A 22911-nucleotide genomic window follows, 5' to 3' on the forward strand; every position below is an offset into this window, starting at 1 on the left:
TAGCGACACGCCCCTGACGTTCGCAAAATTTCGGCAGACCCCGACCTTCAAACACGACCGACAAACACAGTTACCCATGGCAACACAACCGACCGTCTACGTCACACGACGCATCCCGGATGCCGGGATCGATCGACTCGAAGAAAAGTACAACGTGCACGTCTGGGAGGAAAAGACCCCGCCGTCGAAAGACCATATCATCGAGACGCTTGCGGATATCGAGGCTGAGGGACTGCTCTGTCTCCTCTCGGATGAGATTGATGGCGAAGTCATGGACGCGTCACCGAATCTCAAAGTCATCTCGACGTTCTCAGTCGGCTACGACCACATCGACATGGATGACGCCGCAGACCGGGACCTTCCGGTCGGTCACACCCCAGGTGTGCTCTCCGAAACGACCGCCGACTTCGCCTGGTCGCTTTTGATGACGACGGCGCGCCGAACTGTCGAGGGCCAAGACTACGTGCTTGATGGAAAGTGGGAGACTTGGGGCCCGAAACTGCTTACGGGCCCGGATGTCCACCATGCAACCCTGGGTGTCATCGGGTTGGGTAATATTGGAACTGAGGTCGCCCGTCGCGCTGGCGGTTTCGATATGGACGTGCTGTACTCAGATGTCGAGCCCAATGAGGCGTCTGAGTCGGAACTCGCGGATGTCGGTGTTGACGCGGAATACGTGGATCAGGACGAATTGCTTGCCGAGAGTGACTTCATCTCGCTGCATGTCCCTCTCCTCGATGCGACCCATCACCTTATTGGTGAATCAGAGTTCCAGCAAATGAAGGAGGAGGCGATCCTAATCAACACGAGTCGAGGTCCTGTTATCGATCCCGAGGCGATGGACACGGCTCTCGAAAACGACTGGATCACCCGGGTTGGACTCGACGTGACCGAACCCGAACCCCTCCCGGCCGATCACGAACTCACCCGTCATATTCCGGAGCAACTCGTCGTGACGCCACACATTGCAAGCGCGAGCATCCAGACCCGGAACAAGATGGCACGGATGGCTGCGGACAACCTCAGTGCTGGCCTCGAGGGCGAACCGCTTCCGAATTCCGCCCGGAAGGACTGAAAAGAGGGAAGGGGAGCGGGCCCGAACCAGCGTATATGGCTCGGCGAACTGACAGACTTCTAGTTGGAGGGACAGATGGACTCGCCCTTTGAGACCGATCTGTCGAATGGCACCCACAGGCCCACGGTCGAGGAGTACATGACCCGAGACGTCGCGACCGTGTCGGCGGATGAAACTGTCGAGTCCGTCTCCCGACGCATTATCGAGAGCGACGATTACAACGGTTTCCCGGTGACAGACGGCCGGTACGTGGAAGGGTTTGTCACGGCGAGAGACCTGCTGCTGGAAGATCCCGGGATACCGCTTTTCAAAGTGATGAGTGAGGAACTCATCGTCGCTCATCCGGAGATGAAAGTCACGGACGCTGCACGGGTCATCCTCCGGTCGGGCATCCAGAAACTCCCGGTCGTGGATGACGCCGGCAACTTGGTCGGCATTATCTCGAATTCCGACGTGATTCGGAGCCAGATCGAGCGCGCGACCCCGGAGAAAGTCGGGAAACTCAAGCGGACCCTCGAAACGATTCACGATATCGAGGCCAACGAAGAGCGACGGACGATTTCCCTCGCTGAACTAACCCCGACACAGGGCACCGTCTATGCGGACGAACTCGAAGGGCGCGAGTACGAACTCGAACGAGGGTTGGCCGAACCCCTGGTTGTTATCGACAACGGTGGGGATATTCTGCTTGCAGATGGCCACCATCGGGTCATGGCGGCCAAGCGGTCCGGGATCAGTGAAATGGACGCGTATGTAATTGTCCTCCCGAGCCGGATCGACCTCGGAATGGCCAGAACGGCACGAAAGGAAGGGTTGGAGGACCTCTCGGATGTGGATATTGTTGATTATGCTCGTCATCCGTTGGTAGAAGTGACCGAACGATTCACCGACGATACTGCCTGATTTTGGAGCGGCGATGGCCTACGAGACGTCGAAAACGAGGACCCGGTCCTCGTCAGTTTCCGTGCGGTCAATATCCATGGTCACTTCGAGACCGTTTTCAACGGCTTGTGGTTCCATACCCCTGACCTGGCCTGTAACGGAGACCGGTCCGAAGTCGACGATTGCGGTCGCGTACGGTGTGTCTTCTTGGAACCGAGGAGTCGGAACGTGGACGACGTTATGCGCCTGGATCGTACCGAATTCCGGGAGTTCAGTCTCGGACAGTTCACTATCGCCACAATCTGGGCAGACATGACGGGGCGGGAGTGATCCGTGACCGTTCGAACATTCGAGATAGTACGGTGTTTCGTCCTCGACAGCATCGAGGAAATCGGCGTAGCCCGCGTCACGGGCAGGTTCGTCGCTCATTCGACCACCTCCAGAATATGGACGGCTGTACTGGCGACCGTCCCGCCGGCGTTGTGGGTCACTCCGACGGTGGCATTCGGAACTGCCGCTGCGTTGTGATGGGTCCCCTCGAGCAGTTTTGCCATTTCCACCACCTGGCTGGCACCGGTCGCGCCGACGGGATGGCCTTTCGCTTTCAAACCACCGGACAGATTGACCGGGAGATCCCCATCTGCGGTCGTGTCTCCTCGCCGGGCGGCGCCGATTCCCTCACCTCGCTCGAAGAACCCGAGCGCCTCGATCGCGAGTGCTTCCGCGACGGTGAAACAGTCATGCACTTCGGCAAGATCTACGTCATCCGCGTCGATCCCAGCGTCTGCGTAGGCCTCGTCGCCAGCGTCTTCGGCCGCGGGAGTTCGCGCGAGGTAGTCCCGATCCTGAAGGGCCAAGCGATCGCTTCCTTGGCCGGTTCCCGTGATCGCCACTTCGGCATCGAGATCGTTCGCTTCGGCGTACTCCTCGCTCACGAGGATCATGGCCGCCGCCCCGTCGGTGATAGGACAGGCGTCGTAGAGATGGATTGGTTCCGCAACTGGCGGCGCGTCCATTGCCTTCTCTACGCTGATTTCTGCCTGGAACTGGGCGTACTCGTTTTCGAGCGCGTTCTCGTGATTCTTGACCGCAACGTGGGCCAGATCTTCGCGGGAACCACCATACTCGTCAAAGTACGCGTCTTCCATGAGCGCGTATGCGCCCGGGAAGGTCATTCCCGCTCGAACCTCATAGAGGTCGTCAGCGGCAATAGCCAAGGCGTCCGTGGCGTCTGCCGTGGCCAGATTGTTCATTCGTTCGGCTCCGCCCACCAGGACGACGTCGGCTTCGCCTGAGCGGACGTTCATGACGGCTTGCCTGACAGCGACCCCGCTCGACGCACAGGCACTTTCGTATCTCGTGGCCGGTGCGTCGATACCGAGGGCTTCAGCGGCGATCGGACCCATATGGCCCTGATGCTCGCCAAGTTCTCCCATGAAGTTTCCAAAGAACACCGACTCGATTTCGGTGCGGTCGATACCGGCGTCCTCGATGGCCGCCTCGCCAGCCTCGCCGAACATGGCGCGACTGGTCTGTTCCGGATGTACGCCGAAGTGTGTGAGTCCGCCCCCAGCAACTCGTACCCGCGTCATGAGTACCTGATATTGGCCGAGCGCCGATAAAAATGATGTGCATCGACCTGGTATCGGGAAAACACTCAAGCCGGTTCCGAGCGTTTCCACCAGACGGTGTCTCTGTGGCCGAAGAATTGACCGATATCAAGTTCGTCGGGCCCGCAACTGAACCTGTTTTGGAGGGGGCTGGGGTTGAGCCCGTGGACATTCGCGAGCGACGAGTATCTCACGCCAAACTCGTCGATGCAGGCGTTAATCCTGGAGTCGCCGCAAAGATCCGCCGCGAGCATTCGTTGTCGTGGTCGCTAAAAGGAGGCGAAGATTTTGATCGCCGGGCCGAGCAAGTTCGGGGCCTTCAGGATGGAGAACGGGAATGGGTGGCTGCGAGCGGGGGCGACTGGGAGGACCCTGGTTCGACGGCTCCGGAAGAAAATGAAAGTGGGGACGCAGATACAGAGTGGACGCGCCGACCATGGCCGAACCAACCGGACGAGACCTCCGAGTTTGATGCGGAAGCGGAGTGGCGGGACCGGAGTATTCCAACCCCTGTTTCTGCGATCGAGGCCCTTGACCGGGAACAGCGCGCGACGCTGGCGGAGGCAGGGATCACCTCCGTTCGTCGATTGGCAACGTGCAACCCGGTCGAAGTCGCGGCGTCCCTCGACATCGAGGAGTCACAAGTTCGAGAATGGCGGGCGGTCGCTCGCGAATTGTCGTGATCTCACCGGGAATCGCATCTCGACTGTTCAGTTAGACTATTATACGACGCTCCCGGACCATTATTTGATGCGATCACTCGAGTCCTCGCCGATTGCGAAGGACGGCAAACTGCTGGTCCTCGCGTACGATCACGGGTTGGAACACGGACCGACCGATTTCGACCCGGTTCCGGAGACGATGGATCCGGAGTCAGTTTTCGAATTGGCGACCCACGACGCGGTCACCGGCTTCGCGGTCCAAAAAGGCGTTGCTGAGGCGTACTACCCATCCTACGACGATAGCGTAAACCTCGTGGCGAAACTCAATGGCACGTCGAACCTTTGGATGGGCGAGTATGACAGCGCTGTCAACTGGTCCGTCGAGTACGCCCAAGAATTGGGCGCCGACGCCATCGGATTTACCCTCTATGGCGGATCCAATCACGAAGTCGAAATGGCCGAAGAGTTCGCCGCGGCCCAAGAAGCCGCTCGGGACCGAGATATCCCGGTCATCATGTGGTCTTACCCTCGAGGCCAGGGCGTAAAAAACGACTCTAAGGACGAAGTCATTGCGTATGCTGCCAGACAAGCCCTCGAACTTGGGGCTGACGTGGCAAAGGTGAAATATCCTGGAAGTGAGACTGCAATGGAGTGGGTCGTCGATTCGGCAGGGCCAGTTGAAGTCATCATGAGCGGTGGGTCTAAAACCTCGGACCGTGCCTTCCTCGAATCCGTGCAGACAGTCCTCGACGCTGGCGGGTCCGGGCTGGCAGTCGGACGAAACGTGTGGCAACGCGAAAACCCCGAAGCAATGCTCGATGCACTTCAGGCACTGATTTTCGAAGAAAAGAGCGTCGATGCGGCCCTCGATCGGATGTAAATGTCAGGACCAAATCCGATCGAGGCGGTTTTCGAGACGCTTGCAGCTACCGCACCGGAGATTCGGGCCGGGCTCCCAGGTCGAAGAACGGCTCTGGACCAAGAAAACGTGACCGGCGATCAGCAACTGGCGGCGGACGTATGGGCTGATGAACTACTGGCTGAACGTCTTGGCACAATCGACGGAATCGGGGAATACGCGAGTGAGGAACGGCAGTCTGTCGAGGACGTTGGCAACGGCTATGCAATCGCTATCGACCCATTGGATGGATCGTCAAACCTCAAATCGAACAATCCGATGGGCACAGTCGTTGGGATTTACGACGGTTCATTCCCGACGACAGGACAGGATCTCGTCGCGGCAGGATTTGTCTTGTATGGCCCGATCACGACGATGGTCGTTGCCCGCGAGGGGATACCCGAGGGGTACGTCGTTGCAAACGGGGATCGGCAGTCGACTGGGCCCGTCAAACTTCCGACTGAGCCGACCGTGTACGGCTTCGGGGGAAGAGAACCGAACTGGAATCATTCGTTTGCCGAGTACGTCGAGGGTGTCCGATCCGAACTCAAACTCCGATATGGCGGCGCGATGATCGCCGACGTCAGCCAGGTGCTCTCGTATGGTGGTATTTTCGGCTATCCGGGCCTCCGAAACCGGCCTGAGGGCAAACTTCGGCTTCTCTTCGAGGCGGCTCCGATCGCGTATATTGTCGAACACGCGGGTGGGGCGTCGACGGACGGTTCCCAATCGTTGCTCGAAGTTCCGGCTGAAGCGATTCATCAGCGTACGCCGACATTCGTCGGAAACGAGTCGTACATCTCCCGTCTCGAAGCGGCCGTCGATTGGTAGGCGTAAACCCGTACCGTCACCGAACTTTGATGGTCCGTCCCGTTGAAGAGGAAGGGACATGACCGGTATTTCGTATTCGGACTTCGTCGACACCGAGTACCAGCCTGCGGACTCGGAGCTCGTTTGTGAGTTCGCGATTCAACCTGCTGAGGGGCTCTCGATGGACGATGCGGCCGGGCGGGTGGCGTCCGAAAGTTCAAACGGAACCTGGGCCAAACTCGAAGTCGGTGACGGATTCACGGATGTGAGCGCAACGGCGTTTGACATCGGAGATGGCCAAATAACGGTTGCTTATTCCGTTGAACTCTTTGAATTGGGCAACATGCCCCAGGTTCTCTCGTGTATTGCTGGCAATATCATGGGGATGAAAGCCGTCGAGTCGATTCGACTACAGGATTGTGACTGGCCCGCGGAATTAACCCAATCCTTCCCGGGCCCACAGTTCGGATCGGCTGTCAAGTCGACGTTTCTTAACGCCGCGGATCGCCCGGCACTTGCTACCGTTCCGAAACCGAAAGTCGGCCTCTCAAGCGAGCGACACGCCCAAATCGGCTATGAGGCATGGACTGGCGGCGTGGACCTGTTGAAGGACGACGAAAACCTCAGCAATCAGCCCTTCAACTCCTTTGCAGAGCGGGTCAGACGGAGTTTCGAATTGGCGGCCAAAGCCGAAGCCGAAACTGGCGACCCGAAAGATTACCTCGTCAACATTACGGCGGACGTGGAGACGATGAAGGACCGAGCTGACCTTGTCGCCGAGCATGGCGGTAATTTCGTCATGGTCGACGTGATTACAGTCGGTTGGGGCGCGGTCCAATCGATCCGTAAGTACGCGGGCGAACTCGGTCTCGCGATCCATGCCCATCGGGCCATGCACGCCGCCTTCGACCGGATGAGTCATCACGGCGTTTCGATGCGGGTCCTCGCACAGATTGCCCGGCTGACGGGCGTCGATCATATCCACACGGGGACGGCGAACCTCGGCAAACTCGAAAACGAAGACACGGCGGGCATCAACGATTGGCTTCAAAGTGACTTACACGGCCTCTCAGACGTGCTCCCAGTGGCGTCTGGTGGTCTTCATCCTGGCACCGTCGAACCGCTCCTCGACGCGCTTGGCACCAATTTGATTGTCCAGGCAGGGGGAGGTATCCACGGCCATCCGGATGGCACCCACGAGGGTGCGAAAGCGCTTCGACAGGCTGTCGACGCCTATGATGCTGGAATACCCGTTACCGAGGCAGCAACCGATCACCCAGCGTTGCAGACGGCCCTCGACGAGTGGGGAAGCCAAACACCGATTTAGGTCTTTGGTCAGGCCAGCAGTAAGCTCAAATCCAGGGGATGAGATAGTCTTCCGAGTCTGTTATGAGCATTGCATGGTCAGTCTCGTTTGTAAATCAATTTCGAGGAGATTGCGGACAGGTTAGTCTGGTTCTAACTTAAAACCACAAACGATTGTGTAGTTGCGGTCGTCGGTCACGCCTCGGCCGGGACCTTAGACTTCTGCTTCAGCCGCGCCGTCGGCGGCCGGAGTCGCAAGCGTGTAGAGATTCTGGCGGGCGTCCGGGATGTAGATGTTTTTCTCGACTATCGTTCGATCTTGGAGGCGATCGAGGGCATCCCGCACCGTTCGTTGTGAGAGTCGGGATTTACCGACGATTTGTTTCTGCGTCAGGCCACCGTTGTATTCGAGGACTTTCAAAACGAGTTTTGCACTCGGAGGCAGGTCTTCGACCTGAGTTTCAGCTACCACCATGGTAGTTATACCAAAGTACGGAGGGGCTTTATATTTATTGGTGAAATTGTTACCAGTCACTATTGGAATCAAACACGTTCGGAAACCGCCTCGATTACTCTTCAGATTCGCTCGTTTCTGCCGCTTTGGCCTCTTCCTCGGAAGTCTCGTCCGTCTCGGATTCTGTCTTTGGCTGGAGGTCGGCCGAATAGCCGGCATAATCCACGGCGTCCAGGAGGTCCTCAACGTCTGTGTCCCCTTCGACGTATACGGTACCGGCCTCTTGGTCTGCGCTCGCGGATTCGACGCCAGTGACTTCTTCGAGAGCGTTTTCGACGATGTCCTCACAACCGTCACAGCTCATGTCCTCGACCCGGAGTGTAGTGGGCATGAGATGGGGTTGGAGACGGGGGATTTAGGGCGTTTCGGGTTGGCCTCGCTATGTCACTTCGCGTTTTTCCGCAATTCCTCGTACCGATCCACGTATCGAGATTCACACGAGGGACAACAGAACTGTTTGACGTCCCCATCAACTCGGGTGGTCACACCTTCGCTGGTAACCGTATTGCCACACTCATCACAGACCATGGCGAAATCAGTGGCCCCCACCGTGGGGGACCAATGACTTTCACTCAACAACGATACGTCGACATCACGGATCCCATCTGTGACCAGGATTCGGTCGAGCCAGGTCCCGATATCACTCGGGGCGTTGGCGTGGAAGATGACGTCGTCGTCAACAGTAACGTACAGGTGTTCGATAGCGTCAAGTTCACTGACAGCATTTTTGACGACCTGGACTGCATCCGGGGCAACAGTCAAGCGAACAAGAATGGACGTCCCTTCCCGCAATTGTTGGCGATCGATATCTACGGTAAATTGGCGAATAACGCCTTGTTCACGAAGCCGTGACACGCGGTCGGAGACAGCTGGCGCCGAGAGGTCCACTGCGTCGGCTATTTCGCGATAGGGCCGCCTGGAATCAGAAACGAGGAGGCGGAGAATTTCTAGATCCGTTTCATCAAGTGGGTGCATACCGGTTCATCGGGCTGATACCTCATACGTTTTTGTGAGCGTGCGGTTCGGACCGATTGTTTAAGGAGGATCACCCAGGATGAGTACGGTATGGAGCGGACACGCCGGCACGGAATCTACTATCTTGGGGCAATGGTCATTCTTTTGCTCCTCTATACGATACTTTACCAGTTCGGGATGACGACATTCGAAGGTGTTGAACGGGGTTTTTTCGAATCCCTCCAAATCGTCATCGAAAGTGTGACGACGACCGGATACGGAGAAGACGCCCAACGTTGGTCGACGATACCGCTGGTGCTTTTGATGATTACCATGCAGTTAACTGGCGTCTTTTTTCTCTTTCTTACGCTGCCGCTGTTTCTGGTTCCGTGGATCGAGAACCGACTGGAAGAAACGCTTCCGCGGTCCTATTCGGGATCTGAGCACGTTATCATCTGTGGGCAAAACGGAATCGGACCTGAACTCATCGAGGAACTCGAATCGAGGGGGGTCGATTACGTTGTTCTTCATACGGACCCTGATGTGGTTGGATCACTCCTGGACTCGGGGTATTCGGCGGTCCATGGTGATCCAGAAACGACTGCTGCGCTCGAACAGGTTTCACTCGAGGATGCCAGAGCCGTCATTTTGGACAGTGAGGACGAACGGAATGCAAACATCGCGCTTTCGATTCGCCAACGCTCGGATTCAGTTCCAATTGTCGCGTTCGTCGAAGATTCGTCGGTGCGGCCCTACCTGGAACTGGCTGGAGTTGACACCCCCTTAAACCCGAGGGAGTTGCTGGGTGAAGGACTCGCAAAAGAGGTCTCTCGGGTTATCACGACCCAATTAGGGAGCACAATCGATATCTCGGTAGATTTCGAAGTGATCGAACTCCCAGTGCATTCGGAAAGTGATATCGAGGGCCATCGATTGGAAACCGCCCAGCTGCGGGAACGTGCAGGAGTGACGGTCCTCGGTGCCTGGACTGATGGGGAGTTTCTGCCCAATCCGAACCCATCGATGATACTCGATCGGCAGACCGTTTTACTGGTTGCAGGGAGCAGATCACAATTGCGGTCGGCGATGGAGTTGACTATCCCAGGGGGTCGACCCGCCCATCAACAAACAGTAATGGCAGGCTACGGGGACACCGGGAAAGCGGTCTGTGACGCCCTCGAATCCTCTTTCATATCCTGTCAAGTAATTGATTGTAAAGACCTTGATCGCGCTGATGTCGTCGGTGATGCAAAAAATGCCGGCATACTGCGTGAGGCTGGGATCGAATCCGCTGGAGCGTTAATCATCACTGTTGGCGATGATACTGAGGCGATTTTCATCACCCTCGTGGCTCGGAAACTCAACCCGGACATCGAAATCGTCGTCAGAGCCAACGATTCCGAAAACCGGTCGAAGTTTTTCGCAGCCGGAGCCGATTACGTCCTCCCGCTCGCCGAGGTCTCTGCACGGATGATCGCCGCGACGATTCTCGGCGAAGACGTCATTACGTATGAAACACAGATCGATATCGTGAAACTCCAGGCCCCACGATTCGAAGGGCAAACTATTGTTGAGGCCGCTATTCGGGAACAGACAGGTTGTACGGTGATTGCCGTGGAACGGGACGACCAGACCATCACCGACCTCGGCCCTGACTTTAAACTCATCCCGGAAGACACGCTTGTTGTTGCCGGGACAGACGAGGATTTGCTTACGCTTCAAGAAGTTGCCGGAACCTTGGGTGAGTGAAAGCTGATCGCCCGATAGTTTCCATGTATACTTATGTTCCCCGCATCAACAATTGCATATAGCCCGCAGTCTGACTGAGTCTGCGCGGGAACTACATATATGAGCTATGAACTCGGCGACGCTGTTCCGGACCCGCTCGTCGATACTATCGACTCGGGGACCAACATGCTGGTCAGTGGTCCGGCCATGTCCGGGAAGCGCCAGCTGATGCTCGAAATACTGAGCCATGGAGCCTCACAGGGCGAGGGATCAGTCATTGTGACGGCAAACGATGGCGGATCGAAGGTTTATGATCAATATCAAACGTTGGGAGGCGAGAGGGACCCGTATTTACGAATCGTCGATAGTGTTGGATCCAATGGGGGGACCGACCTCGGCGACGTCATCCGAACCTGCGGATCACCCGGTGATCTGACTGGGATGGGAATCGAGTTTTCCCAACTGTCAAAGGAAACTGCATCGAAAGGTATCGACAACGTTCGGGTGGGTTTTGACTCCCTCTCGCCAGTGCTGATGTATGTCGACCTGGAGCGACTCTTCCGATTCTTACACGTGTTCACCAGACAGATCCAGACGAAAAACTGGATCGGCCTGTTCGCGATCGACCCGGATTCACACGAAGCCCAAGTAATGAATACGCTCAATCAATTGTTCGACGGGATCTTGCAAATTAGAGTTCCTGACGAAGGCGGTCGTGAGATACGAACCCGCGGCTTCGGTCAGTCACCGTCCGAGTGGGTCAGTCTCGACTAAAACCGTTGTAGATGGCTTCGAGTTCGTTCACGAGTCTGTCTCGCGTGGAACTGTATGAGAGGTGGCTCTCACACGCACAATCCGACGCACCGATCCCCTCAATCGCAGTTCCAGGGAGGGTCTCGGCATAATCACATTCTCTTGCAACCGCTGCAGACCAGACCCCGACCCAGGTGGTTTCTGCAGCCCCGAGTAGGTAATCAATGTGCCACTGCCGGGTCATATTCGTGCCATCACACACCTTCCGATGGCGATCGACCCGTGAGAGACCGCCTGGGCCCAATGCACTTCCAGTATAGGCGTAATAGCCAGCATCGAGGCGTCGCGTTCCGGCCGCTCCAAACGTGATGGAAGTGGTCGTTTCGAGTTCGAGCAGGAGTGTATATGTTCCCTGGTCCATGTGTCTCAGTTGGGGGTAGTACCGGTTCGCTTCAAATTCACGAATTCAATCACCGAGAGTGTGCCGGCTGAGGCTGTTGCGAACCACCCAGTACCCTACACTGCTACTGAGTACAAGGGTTCCAAGAATGGCGTAACTAGTCGCTGTCGGACTTCCGATTGCCAGTTTTGCGACCAGATTAGGCGGGTTTTCGGGCAACAGTAGTGAGGCGCCGAAAACGACCAAGGCCAGAAGGGAGTACAACAATTGGGCCTCCCGACGGACACCGACCCAGATGGCGAGTGCGGCCCCGATCACAACAAGGACGCCAGTCATTGCGGTGGCGAGTACGAGTATTTCGATCGGTCGGGCAATAGTCGTCCCATTAAGCTCCAGGAACAAGAGCCATAGTCCGGCCTGTGCCGGTGCGATACCGATCATCGTCAGTGCTTTCCCGTCGATGATTTGCGGAACCGAAAGTGGCGCCACTCGAAGCAACCCAAAAGTCCCCCGTTCGAACTCTTCGGCGAGGGAATCAGCAGCTATCGAACCGCTGATGAACGCCGGTAAAAAGACCAGCACCGGCACAAGGATGGTGTAGGTGAACCCGTAGTACGGGTTCGAATCGCTTCGGTCGGGCACCGAAAGTGGTGCTCGAGTTAACCGATTAGTTCTGTCGAGTCGCAGTTCCGTTTCCAGGTCTGTCAGCGCAGCTTTGACCTGCGTGACGATAAGGGTCGTTCTGAAGTCCCCATCTGGAGCGATCGCATCAATGTGTATCCGTCCGTCGCTGCCTGGTTCTGCATGCAACACTGCATCGATTTCTCGATCCTCGAAGGCACTCATGGCCGCAGTTTCTGACTGAAAAACAGTCGCCTCTCGTGACTCGCCCAAATCCATGATCCGTTCAAGTTCGTCGCTTGCAGCGCCACTCACCCCCATTTGAACTGTGTATGCCCCTGTTGTCGATCCCGGATCAGTAAGAGAAACGAGTCCAACGACGAGAAATGACGAGAAAGCGGCGATGATCAACTGGATGACCAGAGCTAAAATGATGGTTTTTTCGGACCGCAAAGACCCAAATTCTCGAATTGCGAGATGCAGACGGTTATCCAAGGCTACTCACCACCACAACGTTGTACGCAAGATGGATCCCTGATGCGACGAGAAGCCCGAGAAGGTACCACCGTCGCGATCGCCGAGCCCCGAGTGCCGAAATAACGGCCGTTACTGTATGCAAGACGAGCGGCGCAAAAAGCAACAATGCTGGTGTCAACCCTACCAATTCGGGGGCAAAAGCCGCTTGACCTAGGTCCAGATTTGGGAGGCCGACTAGTTGGGTAATCGCGAGGAGTTTTTCTGCCAAGAAAAATCCGAGACCTGAGATCGCACCGATACTGACTGCACTACGGAGTCCCGGATCAAACCGTCCTCGTTCGAAGCCAGCAAACACGTGAATACTCTTTGCCACCTCCTCGATTATTGCAATAACTCCAAGAAGTAACGGAATGGAAAGGGCCACTGGAAGCAGATACAACGTCGCGACTGCTAACAGTTCGGCCACGAGTACGAACGGAATGAAGAGCCCTGTCCACAGTCCGACCCGCCACAGCGAATGAAGCGGGGCTGCAAGTGCATCCAATGCCTTCTGTGGTAACGGCCGCTGGGTGAACAAGTCCTCCTCCCGGTACATGCCAGTCCCGAGCATGAATAGAACCGCTGCAGAAAACGTGGCTGGGATTGTTGCGAAGAAGAACGTTTGCCAGGCAACAGGGGTCCCCTGGAGTTCGTTGACGACGATTGTCAGCGGTGAAATAGCCGCTATCGGGTGGACTTCGGCAAACACCGCGGGGAGAAAGGCGTACCCTGTGAGAACGACACTGATCGTTACTGTGGCAAAAGTTAATTCTTTGAACGACCGAGAGAGCAAGCCGGCGAGAAACGTCGCAGCGATAAACAGGGCAGCGAGGGGTGCAATCGCCACGACAGAACGAATTCCCCCACCAAGGAGCGCTGCGATTATTGCCGTAATTGAAAGTGATCCGAGAAAGTACGGGAGCGCTTTTCCGACCACGATATCACCGCGAGTCGCCGGCGAAACGAGCAGGGGTTCACCCCGTCGGTTGATCCGCTCTGCGATGACACTACTTCCGTAAGCCTGGATGACGAAGTTGAAGGGAAGCAAGAAAACAAAGGCCAGGAGCAATGATTCCAGTGGGAAAGGTGGAGATATTGAAGTCGGGGTTCCAGCTTGTTCTGTTCCGAGAAATCCGTCTAACGGACTACTCGAAATCACATCATCCTCGACACGTTCGTCTTCGACTGGCTCCCCAGGGCCGTTATCTTCATTTGGGGCCGCGTCGCTGACAACAGTGGTTTGAGCAGGCGAGTCCGGTTCGTCCGTGCCAGACTGACCACCATCATCGCCTCCTGAATCAGGAGTCTCATCCAACGGCGTTCGATCAGGTGCACCCGTGCTTTCTGCTATTGTAGATGTGGACGCTATCCCAGAACCCCCCGCAGATCCATTCGGGGAGTCGGCGTTGGTTTCAGTTCCCTCGGTGGGGTCTTCGATTTGTAATGCAGACTGTTGGACATAGCTGACCGTAACGGTGACCGGAAAGGCCGCGGTCCGGTCCCTCTCTTGGGCCATGAGATAGGTATTGTACGAAACGACGGCTTCTCGAAACACGCCTGCCGCGGCTTTACTCTTCTTTGTGTCTTTGGCGACGACGTTTGGGCCGGCTATGACGATATCAAGGCCATCATTCAGAGAAGCACTTGCGGGGTCGATCGCTTGCAGTTCCGGTTCAGACAGGACGACATCGTGATAGGAACTCGATTCGCTCACCCCGACACGATACAGGTCCGCTCCAGGTGCTGGACTACTCACGAGTAGCGCGGGTCCCAAGGCTCCAAGAAGGACCAGAACTACGAGAATTGCAATCCCCGTTCGTCGATCGAGGTTCCCAAGACTTGTCGTGGTTTCCCAGATAGCGATACGAAGCGTTCGATCGGCTCTCATCGAATGGCTGACCCACCAGTCACGTCGAGGAAGACGTCTTCGAGGGAGGATTCCTGTGTTCGTATGTCGACGACGTTCCCTCCAGCGTTCTGTGACATTTCCCGTATTGATTCGACATCGTCCATGGAGCTAACAGTAGAAACGTACTGAGACCCGGTTTGAGTCGCTCCCTCGACTGGGACGTCGGTAAATACACGGTATTCGACGTCACCATACGTCCCTCGTATTTCTTTGACTGTGCCGATAGCACGGATTTGGCCCTCGTTCATGATGCCGACCCGATCACAAACACGTTCGACGTGATAGAGGTCGTGAGCGCTGAAAATGATCGTCTTGTCTTGATCGGCAAGTTCCCTGGTGAACTCGACGACGGTGTTTGTCGTCAGTGGATCGAGACCACTTGCCGGTTCGTCGTAGATGAGCACTGCCGGGTCGTTCACCAGTGAGCGGGCAATAGCCACCTTTCTCTTCATTCCCTTCGAAAAATCACCGACGACACGATCCCTGGCATCGAGTTCGAGGCGGTCGAGTGCCTCGGTGATCCTCGATTTAGCCACGTCTTTTGGCACATCGTAGAGCGAGGCAAAAAATTCGAGATATCCTTGGGGAGTCATGTCATCGTAGAGCGGGGACTCTTCGGGAAGAAATCCAAGCTGCTTTCGCATTTTCGGATCGTCGGGATGACGGCCGTCAATATCGATCGTCCCGGCGGTGGGCTCCACGAGGCCCGCGAGCATTTTTAACGTCGAGGTTTTCCCGGCTCCATTTGGACCGACGAGACCGAATATGTCGCCTGATTCCACATGGAAATCGATGTCCCGAACGGCTTCGACGTCGGCGTAGTGTTTGGAGAGCCCCTCGACGTCGATCATGTGCGTTGATTGCCGGGGCCGGTTATGAGGCTTTGGCTCTCGGGAACTACCGGAACGAGTCGTACATCGAGGACTCCAACTGGACGTAGCGATCTGACCTGAACTGATATTTCTTGAATCGATACCCAAGGTAAAGCTTGAGTGCCGGAACGCCTGCTGAGAGAGCGGAGCCGATGTTTGGAACCGCACCCGCCTGTGTTCGGAGCATTGAGTTTCCGATCGAAAAGACCCGATCCCAATCAGCTGGGCCATAGCCCCGAACCATTTCCCCAAGCGTGACGTTTCGGCGAACTTCCGTCCCGATTGCATCCTTCCACGCGCGGTTGTACGTATCGAGTTTACCAGTTGCAGCAAGTGACCCAGCGAGTTTTCCGGTTCGAAGCGCAACGTGATCGCCACCTTCGTGAAATGCCGATGTCGCGCCCATTGCTCCGCCAACCACCGCGATATCCCGATCGGTTGGTGACTCGACAGGCCTGGTCGAGGAAATCGGATACGTTTCGGTTCCGGAGTCTTTCCCGTAATTATCAAGTCGGGGAACATCGGTTTCGACGTCGTATTCGTCTCCAAAACGTCGATCCAGGAAGCGGTTGAGGAACTCACTGGCCGAGGGCATTGACTTGTCATCCGGCTCGATCAACTCGTAGGAGTACGGCTTATCGACATCCGAAAGTGAGAGTCCAATCGGCATCGTCAGGCCAACACGAGCGACTCCATCACTATTTGGGAAAATCCAGGGGTACGCTGTGTGTCCCGGGATCCAGCCCCACCAGAACTTGATCCGGTCCTCCTTGAACTCAGATTCGGGGATTTGGCGATACTCTTGGTATGCGATGTGATTTGCATCGGGCGGAGCGAGAAACTCCGAAGCCGACAAATCGGTCGGCAGTAACTCATCGAGAACTGGAATCGTCACTCTGCGTTGGGGACCATCGGCAAGAATCAACGACTCCGAATGCAGAACAGAGCCATCCGACAACGAGAGGTCGTGTGTGTCACTGGCGGTTTCCTTTGGGGCCACTGACCGAACACCAGTACCTACGCGGTAGGTTGCGCCAGCGGATTCGGCTCGGCTCCGCTGCCAATCGTCGAATTTTCGCCGATCGAAGGTGAAGCCGAAGTTCGGATAGGACGAATCAAGTCCCGTATCGGTGAGTGTGACCGATTCGGATGGGCCGATGAATTCCGCGCCAGTGAGTTGTTGATGAATTATTTCATCCGGCCAATCGGCTGGATCTTCGTCGGCAATCCCCTTCCAAAAATCCAGGAACCCGGCTGCATCAGTCGAATCGGGTCCCAGCGTGTCTCGGTCGGCTCTTGGAACTCCTTTCTCGATGAGAATTGTCTCAGCGCCACCTTCTGCTGCGGTCCTGGCAGCGGCCGTACCGGCGGGTCCACCGCCGACGATAGCAACTTCGACCTTCTCCATATGTGATGAAACGGGAGCGGAAGTAAGAATCTTCGTACAACAGTCCGTCCCCAGCACCACTAAGTGCTCCCATCACGAAATCCGAATAATGGCGCTGGGTTTAGATCCTGAATGGATCGAGATATTTTACGGTGGGGGATCGGTCGAAACCAAACTGGGACTGACGATCGGGGTAATTCTCCTCGGAATATTATTCATCAGTAGTGTGGTTCCTCGCCTGGTTCGGGCAGGGTTGTGGGCGTTTCAGAAGGTCCTGGGTTGGTTTGGACTGGAATCGGCCTACGAAATGGTATCTCCTGCCGGTCACCGGCTAGGCATCGGTTTTGCTCTCATTCGAATCCTCCAACTGCTGGTCATTGGGGGTGCGAGCATCTTGGTGATAGGGATCTGGGGGGAAATCGGATTGTTGTTCACGCTACTTGGTGAGGTTAGCATCCCAGTCTCCATTCTCGGGAAAGCCTTGATCACACTCTTCTTGTTGGTCGGGGCCTATTCCGGGATGGAACTGCTTCATCGCTGGGTGGGTGAACTGACGAATCGGTCGGACCGTATTTCCCAACATCAAGAGGAGATCTGGGTCCGGGTGCTCCAAATCATATTCCTGACTGCGGCCATCATCGTTTTACTGGCGCTATGGGGAATCGATCTCGGTGGCCTTCTTGTGGGGGCCGGATTTTTGGGGATCGTCGCTGGTTTGGCGGCCCAACAAACCCTGGGGTCGCTTATCGCAGGATTTGTTTTGATGCTCTCTCGCCCGTTTGAGATCGGTGACTGGGTCGAAATAGGCGACAACGAGGGGATTGTTACAGAGATAACTATCGTAAACACTCGGTTGGAAAATTACGACGGGGAACTGATCGCATTGCCGAACGATCTCGTGGGGAACTCGAAGATTGTCAATCGGACGAAGAAAGGTCGATTACGGCTTCGGGTCGAAGTTGGTATCGACTATGACGCCGATCCCGAACACGCAAGCGAGGTTGCTTCTGCGGCCTTGCAGGAGGTAGATCGTGTACTGACTGTTCCCCGGCCACGAGTTGTAACCAGCCGATTCGGGGATTCAGCGATCGTCCTCGAACTTCGCTTTTGGATGGACAAACCAAGTGCCAGACGGCGGGCGTTGGCGATTAGTGAAGCAATAAAGACCGTCTCCAAGGCGTTCCAGGAGGAAGGAATCAAGATCCCGTTCCCTCAGCATGAACTGTCAAGTCGGGCCGAAACCGGTGGCTTCCAAGTGGTTGACGAGAGTACAAAGGACGATTGACAACCTCCCCGCTCTGAAGGGGCATGACGAGACGCAAAGCGTCTCGTTGCACCCGAAAACGCTTCGCGTTTTGAGGATGAGGGTTCCCAAGCGTTGGAATAATACGCTTTCTTCGGGGCCAAAATGCTATACGAATTGGGCTGGAACCTGAACTATGGATCTTGGCCGACTCTTATACGTTTTTGCTCGGGTGTACGTCTGGGCACTTCTCGCGGTGGGTCTCGTTACGGTGTTCGCTCTTCTATTGCCCGTTAAAACGATCGACGCGACGCAGGCTGGTGTCATGTTTGCTGTTGGTGGATTCGGTGGGCTCGTCAGTGTTATCGCGGTCATGATATACTTGTACGACTGATTTCTGTCGGAAAAAGTAAATCCCGGAGTTCGGATAAATCACTAACGACTCTTTTCGGTGGTGGACTGCCCGTTTCCGTTCTCTAACTTCCACCGTTTTTGTGAGGCCCGTTATTAGTATCTATGGAACTTCGCTACTCTGAACTGCCCTTCTCACTTGCTGACCTTCCCGTTGCTTTTGTTGGTGTTGGTCTGGTTATTGCTGGGTCTTTCGCCGCGGTCTGATTGTAGTCCCCTTGTCGTGTTATTCGGTGCTCCCATTTGGGTGCCATTTGGTGGTCCCATCCTCGTGTTGTTAGGTGGGCCAAACGTGGTATTACCTGGCTCCCCTGGCGTTACATTCGTTGGTGGACCCATTGATGGGCCAGCATGGGTCGGTGGGCCGCGTCTGACGCCCGGATGGCCTGCGCTTGGACCGGCAATCGACCTGGCTATCCTAGCCATCTCGGGTCCAGTGGCATTTCCGGCAGCCATTCGTAGTTCTGCCAGGCGGGTCATGTTGACACCGTGTGCAGCTCTAACGGTAGCTGGGAGTCGTTGGCCCTCGACACTTGTCTGATTGATCCGACGTTCGAGAGCGTTGATGTGAGCTGTGAGTGTCGTCGATCGGGCCTGGTACGTTCCATTGCTGACCGTTCCGTTCTGGTAGGCTTCCTCGAGTGTTGCCGACTCGTTTTCGAGTTCATGTAATCGGGCTTCTAGATGGTCCGTCTGGTTTTCAATCAGCCGGGCTTTCGAACCGTTTGAAACAGCGGCCGCAACGGATAACCCGAATGCGCGCTCGGAGACCGCTCCTCTAAGTTCAGCTTGCTGGGCGCCAATGATACCGGAGAGGCGAGCACCTGGGCCGATAGTTTCGTTTGCAGGCTCAGTTTCGTTAGCTGTAATGTTGTTTTCCTGGAACTGGAAATCCTGGTCGATCACGTCGGCTGCTGGTTGGGCAGATGTTGCCATTGCAGCGGTTGAGCCGACCAGTATACCCAGAAGTAACAATAGGGATGTCAACAGCAATGTCCGTTTCATCAATCGCTGGTAGGAGGTGGGGATAAATATACCCGGACAGTCCTGAACCTGATTTTGACCGAATTAAGCCCGATTTACTCGGTTTGCCCGTCTGAATCCGGAATTTTGACGACGTTTTCCCGACCGATCCGGAACTTCTCGATCCGGTCGTCTTCGCTCATTTCTGAGAGAACCTGACTCGCTTTCGCCTCGGTCCATTCCAGTGCGTCAATTATCTCTTGTTGTTTGGCCCGGCCACCCACTGAATCGAGGTACTGTTCGACCCGCTCCTCGTTGCTCAAGAGTTCGGGTGGTGGAGACGGCTCCGCCGTCGTTCCTGTTCCTGATTCAGCACTCTCGCCCCCGCCAGTGGCTCCACTTTCGGCGATTGATCCCCCACTCGTTCGCCAAAACCACCCGCCTCCAAGAAGGAACAGGACGCCGATACCGACGATTAGCAAAAGCCACGGAACCCCTCCCTCATCGGCTGGTGGTTCTGTGGTTGTTGCTGTCGGTGTTTCTGTAGTGGGCTCGTCCGTGGCAGTTGTGAGTGTTACTGATGGTTCGTTTTGGAGGAATTCAAGTGGGCCGACCCAGCTTACTGACGTATTCGTGGATTCAGTCGGGGCGGGTTCGACAGTGCCGAGTTCGTAGTCCGAATCCCATTGAATTTGTAACTCAGTTTCCGCATCGAGGAAGAGCCCCTCGAGTGCATCTCCAATATAGATTTTCTCATCCGAGACTGCAGCAAATCCGGACCATGATGCCGAATACGTCACGAGTCCGTATTGCCTGTCGATACCTGCAGTTGTGTTCGTCGATACGGCAAAGTCACCGATAGCCATCGAACGTCCCGTGGCGGATTCTGCGGCCTCCACTGTGGCATTCATCCGATCAGAAAAGCGCCCGAGGTAGACTGATGTGTTTTCCTGGATATCCGTCGCTAAGCCTTCGAATGCTTCGGTCTCGTTTTGGTCTGTCAGTCGGATCGCATATCGAATTTGAAATTCGGCCGTGCCGGTTTCGGATACATTTGTAGTGATGGTAACGAGATCTGCCTCGAGGTCTCCGACCTGCTGTGAATCTGCGCCGAACGACCCACTTGCTGATGCAGGGGTCATCACTCCAGCCACCAGGATGGCGGCGAATACGATGGTCAGGACCGTCGTATACTTCATACGTGAGCAGAGACCTCCATAGTTGAATTGTTTCCGCTCCAGGTGGCATAATTATATTGGCTAGGTCTTCTGGTTAGTGTGGCTGCATGCCGGATGAGGTAAGTGCCTCGGGCCTGGAGCATTGGCCATGAAAGTGGTCGCTGTTGCCGGCCATCGTGACACTGGAAAGACATCGCTGCTTGAGGCGATTCTGCAGGCAATTCCCGACCCCAAGGGTGTGGCAACAATCAAGTCGATCCATCACGATGTGAAGTTTGATCGGGAAGATACCGATACATTTCGGCATCGGGAGGCGGGGGCCGATACAGTAGTTGGAATAACCCCCTCAATGACCGCCGAAATTCGCACAGAAGGAAAGGAAGATGGAGTAACAGTGAGTGACCGACTGGCTGAACTCCACTCAAAGGATTTTGATTGGACGTTGGTAGAGGGGTTCAAACGGGAACCAATCCCCACGATCCTTGTTGGGGACATTGAGGAGAGCGCAGTGGAAGGACGAGTACTATTTCGAGTCGCGGACGGAACGGCAGTCAACGGTTCAACGGTTTTCGAGCGGTTGGGGACCGTTCCAGATTGGACCCCTGATCCGACACCCTGAGAACCAGTTTTTCCGTGCGCGCCCTTGTGAATACATTACAAAGACCACCTGACCGTCACAACAGAATCGTGGCGGAAAAGAGTCCCTACGGCCGGATTTTTGGGCAGTTCCGAACTTCAGAGGGCGACACGACAAAACGCTTTTGTTGAGGTGGTCCAAATCTACATTATCAATGTCAGAATCGATGAGCGAGTATCTCTCTCAGGACATGCAATGTGAGGGCCTTCTGGAATGCATGCATGGCCTGAAGGAACTCGACAAGGAGGTATTTATGGTCTTAACGAGTTCGGAGGACCCAATGACCGTTGATGAAATTGCGGACGCGGTCGACAGGGAACGGTCAACCGCGTATCGATCGGTCCAACGGCTGCTGCAGTCCGGTTTCATACAGAAAGAACAGGTGAATTACGAACAGGGGGGCTATTACCACGTTTATCGACCGACTGACCCCGACCGAATCGCCGACGACATGCAGCGACTCCTTAACGACTGGTACGCGAAGATGGGACAACTAATTACCGAGTTCCGCAACCAGTACGAGGAAACGATGGCGAAGGAAACGTAACTCCCGCATTCTTTTGTAACCCGGAACCGGAATAATTTATTATGGCAGCGCCGCCGCCACAAGACGATCAGGAAACGTCGGCGATCACATTTGGCATCGCGGCCATGGACGAGCATCTCGAAACTGCGGATTTGGACTTTCCCGCCTCAAACCAAGAAATCCTTGGAGCGATGGGGAATCGTAACGTCCCATACGACCCAAAAGGAAATACAATAACTCTTGAAACGGCACTCGAAACCACCGGTCAGCGGAAATTTGGCTCACGACGAGAATTGTTGAATACGCTCCACCCTGTCTTCGAGGCCAAACGGAAGGAGAGTGGATTCGGTAGCTGGCTCAAAACGATCTTTCCATTCTAAGTAATGGACTACAAGACTGTATTTAAGCCCTCGAGAAATCCATCTGCATAGTTGCCACTGGTTACGATATCAGCGGCCGCTTTTGCATCATCTGTCGCATTGGCCACCGCAATCGCGGTCCCAGCGACCTCGAAAAGGGCCACATCGTTGGGTGAGTCACCGATCGCAAGTGTATGCTTCTGATCGATGTCGAGGTGGGCAGCGAGTGACTCGAAAGCCGCTCCTTTACTTACATCGGGAGATTTGACGTGGTAGGCGTATTCGGAATCGACAACTTCGAGGCCGTTCTCCGCAGCGATCTCGGCGAGGGGCTCGAGGGGTTGATCGCGGTGGACGACAACCTCCGTTTCGCGCCATCGATTGGCGAGATCGGGGTCACCGAACCCGGTTTCATGACCGGCGTGTTCGTATTGGTCAACGACGCGGTCAGCGGCCGCACGGTCACCGTGGACCTGAATCGTGTCTTCTGTAACCGCCACGCCACCGTTTTCCGCAATGACGAGTGGATCAACGCCAGAAAATTGTGCCAATGCGACGGGATAGGGGAGTGCCTTTCCGGTCGCAATCACTACTGGGGCTGGCCACGATCCAAGTGCGTCGATGATTCGTGGATCGATTGACCGATCAGGTCTGCTCAGGGTTCCGTCGATATCGACGGCGAGTGGTGTGGCCATGGA

General features: G+C 55.7%; 26 protein-coding genes. 13 read left to right on the top strand and 13 right to left on the bottom strand.

The annotated features are described in order from the left end of the window. Positions 1-76: 76 nt before the first annotated feature. Positions 77-1075, top strand: coding sequence for a 2-hydroxyacid dehydrogenase (locus tag V5A26_RS03800; RefSeq protein ID WP_332320884.1), 999 nt, complete (start codon positions 77-79; stop codon positions 1073-1075). 75 nt (positions 1076-1150) lie between these two features. Continuing rightward, positions 1151-1978, top strand: a complete 828-nt coding sequence (locus V5A26_RS03805) for a CBS pair associated ParBc domain-containing protein (protein WP_332320883.1) — start codon at positions 1151-1153, stop codon at positions 1976-1978. Positions 1979-1996: 18 nt separating this feature from the next. On the opposite strand, the gene V5A26_RS03810 is transcribed toward V5A26_RS03805, so the two are convergent. After that, complete coding sequence (locus V5A26_RS03810) at positions 1997-2386, bottom strand: Zn-ribbon domain-containing OB-fold protein (protein ID WP_332320882.1); 390 nt, start codon at positions 2384-2386, stop codon at positions 1997-1999. Continuing rightward, the gene (locus tag V5A26_RS03815; RefSeq protein WP_332320881.1) at positions 2383-3549 is read right to left on the bottom strand and encodes a thiolase domain-containing protein; all 1167 of its coding nucleotides are present in this window, start codon (positions 3547-3549) and stop codon (positions 2383-2385) included. Before V5A26_RS03815 ends, V5A26_RS03810 begins: the two co-directional genes overlap by 4 nt. A 32-nt stretch (positions 3550-3581) precedes the next feature. Between V5A26_RS03815 and V5A26_RS03820 the strand changes: the two genes are divergently transcribed. The 4 genes from V5A26_RS03820 (at position 3582) to rbcL (ending at position 7264) form a co-directional block, all read left to right on the top strand. After that, positions 3582-4250, top strand: a complete 669-nt coding sequence (locus V5A26_RS03820) for a DUF7409 domain-containing protein (protein ID WP_332320880.1) — start codon at positions 3582-3584, stop codon at positions 4248-4250. Between the two features lie 67 nt (positions 4251-4317). Further along, complete coding sequence (locus tag V5A26_RS03825; RefSeq protein WP_332320879.1) at positions 4318-5109, top strand: class I fructose-bisphosphate aldolase; 792 nt, start codon at positions 4318-4320, stop codon at positions 5107-5109. After that, entirely contained in the window at positions 5110-5958 is an 849-nt protein-coding gene (locus tag V5A26_RS03830) for a class 1 fructose-bisphosphatase (protein ID WP_332320878.1), read from the top strand. Between the two features lie 58 nt (positions 5959-6016). Further along, the gene (rbcL, locus tag V5A26_RS03835; RefSeq protein WP_332320877.1) at positions 6017-7264 is read left to right on the top strand and encodes a type III ribulose-bisphosphate carboxylase; all 1248 of its coding nucleotides are present in this window, start codon (positions 6017-6019) and stop codon (positions 7262-7264) included. Between the two features lie 192 nt (positions 7265-7456). Here rbcL and V5A26_RS03840 read toward each other — a convergent pair whose 3' ends face one another. The 3 genes from V5A26_RS03840 to V5A26_RS03850 form a co-directional block, all read right to left on the bottom strand. Continuing rightward, positions 7457-7717 (bottom strand): helix-turn-helix transcriptional regulator, encoded by a 261-nt coding sequence (locus V5A26_RS03840; protein WP_332320876.1) that lies wholly within the window; start codon positions 7715-7717, stop codon positions 7457-7459. 94 nt (positions 7718-7811) lie between these two features. Continuing rightward, on the bottom strand, positions 7812-8087 hold the full coding sequence (locus tag V5A26_RS03845; RefSeq protein WP_332320875.1) for a heavy-metal-associated domain-containing protein: 276 nt from the start codon (positions 8085-8087) through the stop codon (positions 7812-7814). A 53-nt stretch (positions 8088-8140) separates the two neighbouring features. Further along, complete coding sequence (locus V5A26_RS03850; protein ID WP_332320874.1) at positions 8141-8731, bottom strand: winged helix-turn-helix transcriptional regulator; 591 nt, start codon at positions 8729-8731, stop codon at positions 8141-8143. A gap of 90 nt (positions 8732-8821) precedes the next feature. On the opposite strand from V5A26_RS03850, the gene V5A26_RS03855 reads away from it, so the two are divergent. Next, a complete protein-coding gene (locus V5A26_RS03855) occupies positions 8822-10459 on the top strand; it encodes a potassium channel family protein (protein ID WP_332320873.1) in 1638 nt (545 codons plus the stop codon). A 99-nt stretch (positions 10460-10558) separates the two neighbouring features. Beyond that, complete coding sequence (locus V5A26_RS03860; protein ID WP_332320872.1) at positions 10559-11212, top strand: RAD55 family ATPase; 654 nt, start codon at positions 10559-10561, stop codon at positions 11210-11212. Here V5A26_RS03860 and V5A26_RS03865 read toward each other — a convergent pair. From V5A26_RS03865 to V5A26_RS03885, 5 genes are read right to left on the bottom strand one after another with little or no spacing between them, the layout of a single operon-like run. Beyond that, a complete protein-coding gene (locus V5A26_RS03865) occupies positions 11199-11612 on the bottom strand; it encodes a GIY-YIG nuclease family protein (protein WP_332320871.1) in 414 nt (137 codons plus the stop codon). The genes V5A26_RS03860 and V5A26_RS03865 overlap by 14 nt on opposite strands. Positions 11613-11657: 45 nt before the next feature. Next, positions 11658-12665, bottom strand: coding sequence for an ABC transporter permease (locus V5A26_RS03870; protein WP_332320870.1), 1008 nt, complete (start codon positions 12663-12665; stop codon positions 11658-11660). Positions 12666-12699: 34 nt separating this feature from the next. Continuing rightward, complete coding sequence (locus tag V5A26_RS03875; RefSeq protein WP_332320869.1) at positions 12700-14616, bottom strand: PrsW family intramembrane metalloprotease; 1917 nt, start codon at positions 14614-14616, stop codon at positions 12700-12702. Next, on the bottom strand, positions 14613-15488 hold the full coding sequence (locus tag V5A26_RS03880; RefSeq protein ID WP_332320868.1) for an ABC transporter ATP-binding protein: 876 nt from the start codon (positions 15486-15488) through the stop codon (positions 14613-14615). The genes V5A26_RS03875 and V5A26_RS03880 overlap by 4 nt, the downstream gene beginning before the upstream one ends. A gap of 46 nt (positions 15489-15534) precedes the next feature. Then, the gene (locus tag V5A26_RS03885; protein WP_332320867.1) at positions 15535-16917 is read right to left on the bottom strand and encodes an NAD(P)/FAD-dependent oxidoreductase; all 1383 of its coding nucleotides are present in this window, start codon (positions 16915-16917) and stop codon (positions 15535-15537) included. An 88-nt stretch (positions 16918-17005) separates the two neighbouring features. Between V5A26_RS03885 and V5A26_RS03890 the strand changes: the two genes are divergently transcribed. Continuing rightward, on the top strand, positions 17006-18181 hold the full coding sequence (locus V5A26_RS03890) for a mechanosensitive ion channel family protein (protein WP_332320866.1): 1176 nt from the start codon (positions 17006-17008) through the stop codon (positions 18179-18181). Positions 18182-18335: 154 nt separating this feature from the next. After that, positions 18336-18533 (top strand): hypothetical protein, encoded by a 198-nt coding sequence (locus V5A26_RS03895; protein WP_332320865.1) that lies wholly within the window; start codon positions 18336-18338, stop codon positions 18531-18533. Between the two features lie 152 nt (positions 18534-18685). On the opposite strand, the gene V5A26_RS03900 is transcribed toward V5A26_RS03895, so the two are convergent. Together V5A26_RS03900 and V5A26_RS03905 are read right to left on the bottom strand one after the other, a co-directional pair. Beyond that, positions 18686-19486 carry a hypothetical protein gene (locus V5A26_RS03900; RefSeq protein WP_332322226.1) on the bottom strand — a complete coding sequence of 267 codons (801 nt, stop codon included), beginning with the start codon at positions 19484-19486 and terminating at the stop codon, positions 18686-18688. Positions 19487-19629: 143 nt separating this feature from the next. Continuing rightward, on the bottom strand, positions 19630-20712 hold the full coding sequence (locus V5A26_RS03905; protein WP_332320863.1) for a DUF7343 domain-containing protein: 1083 nt from the start codon (positions 20710-20712) through the stop codon (positions 19630-19632). Between the two features lie 127 nt (positions 20713-20839). On the opposite strand from V5A26_RS03905, the gene mobB reads away from it, so the two are divergent. The 3 genes from mobB (at position 20840) to V5A26_RS03920 (ending at position 22234) form a co-directional block, all read left to right on the top strand. Continuing rightward, positions 20840-21310, top strand: coding sequence for a molybdopterin-guanine dinucleotide biosynthesis protein B (gene mobB / locus V5A26_RS03910; RefSeq protein ID WP_332320862.1), 471 nt, complete (start codon positions 20840-20842; stop codon positions 21308-21310). Positions 21311-21482: 172 nt separating this feature from the next. Next, positions 21483-21875 (top strand): helix-turn-helix domain-containing protein, encoded by a 393-nt coding sequence (locus V5A26_RS03915; protein WP_332320861.1) that lies wholly within the window; start codon positions 21483-21485, stop codon positions 21873-21875. Between the two features lie 41 nt (positions 21876-21916). Continuing rightward, positions 21917-22234: a hypothetical protein gene (locus V5A26_RS03920; protein ID WP_332320860.1), complete on the top strand. Its 318-nt coding sequence runs from the start codon at positions 21917-21919 to the stop codon at positions 22232-22234. Positions 22235-22242: 8 nt separating this feature from the next. On the opposite strand, the gene V5A26_RS03925 is transcribed toward V5A26_RS03920, so the two are convergent. Continuing rightward, positions 22243-22908 (bottom strand): phosphoglycolate phosphatase, encoded by a 666-nt coding sequence (locus tag V5A26_RS03925; RefSeq protein WP_332320859.1) that lies wholly within the window; start codon positions 22906-22908, stop codon positions 22243-22245. Between the last annotated feature and the right edge of the window lie 3 nt (positions 22909-22911).

Source organism: Halodesulfurarchaeum sp. (assembly GCF_036626455.1).
In the GTDB taxonomy this organism is placed as follows: Archaea; Halobacteriota; Halobacteria; order Halobacteriales; family Halobacteriaceae; genus Halodesulfurarchaeum.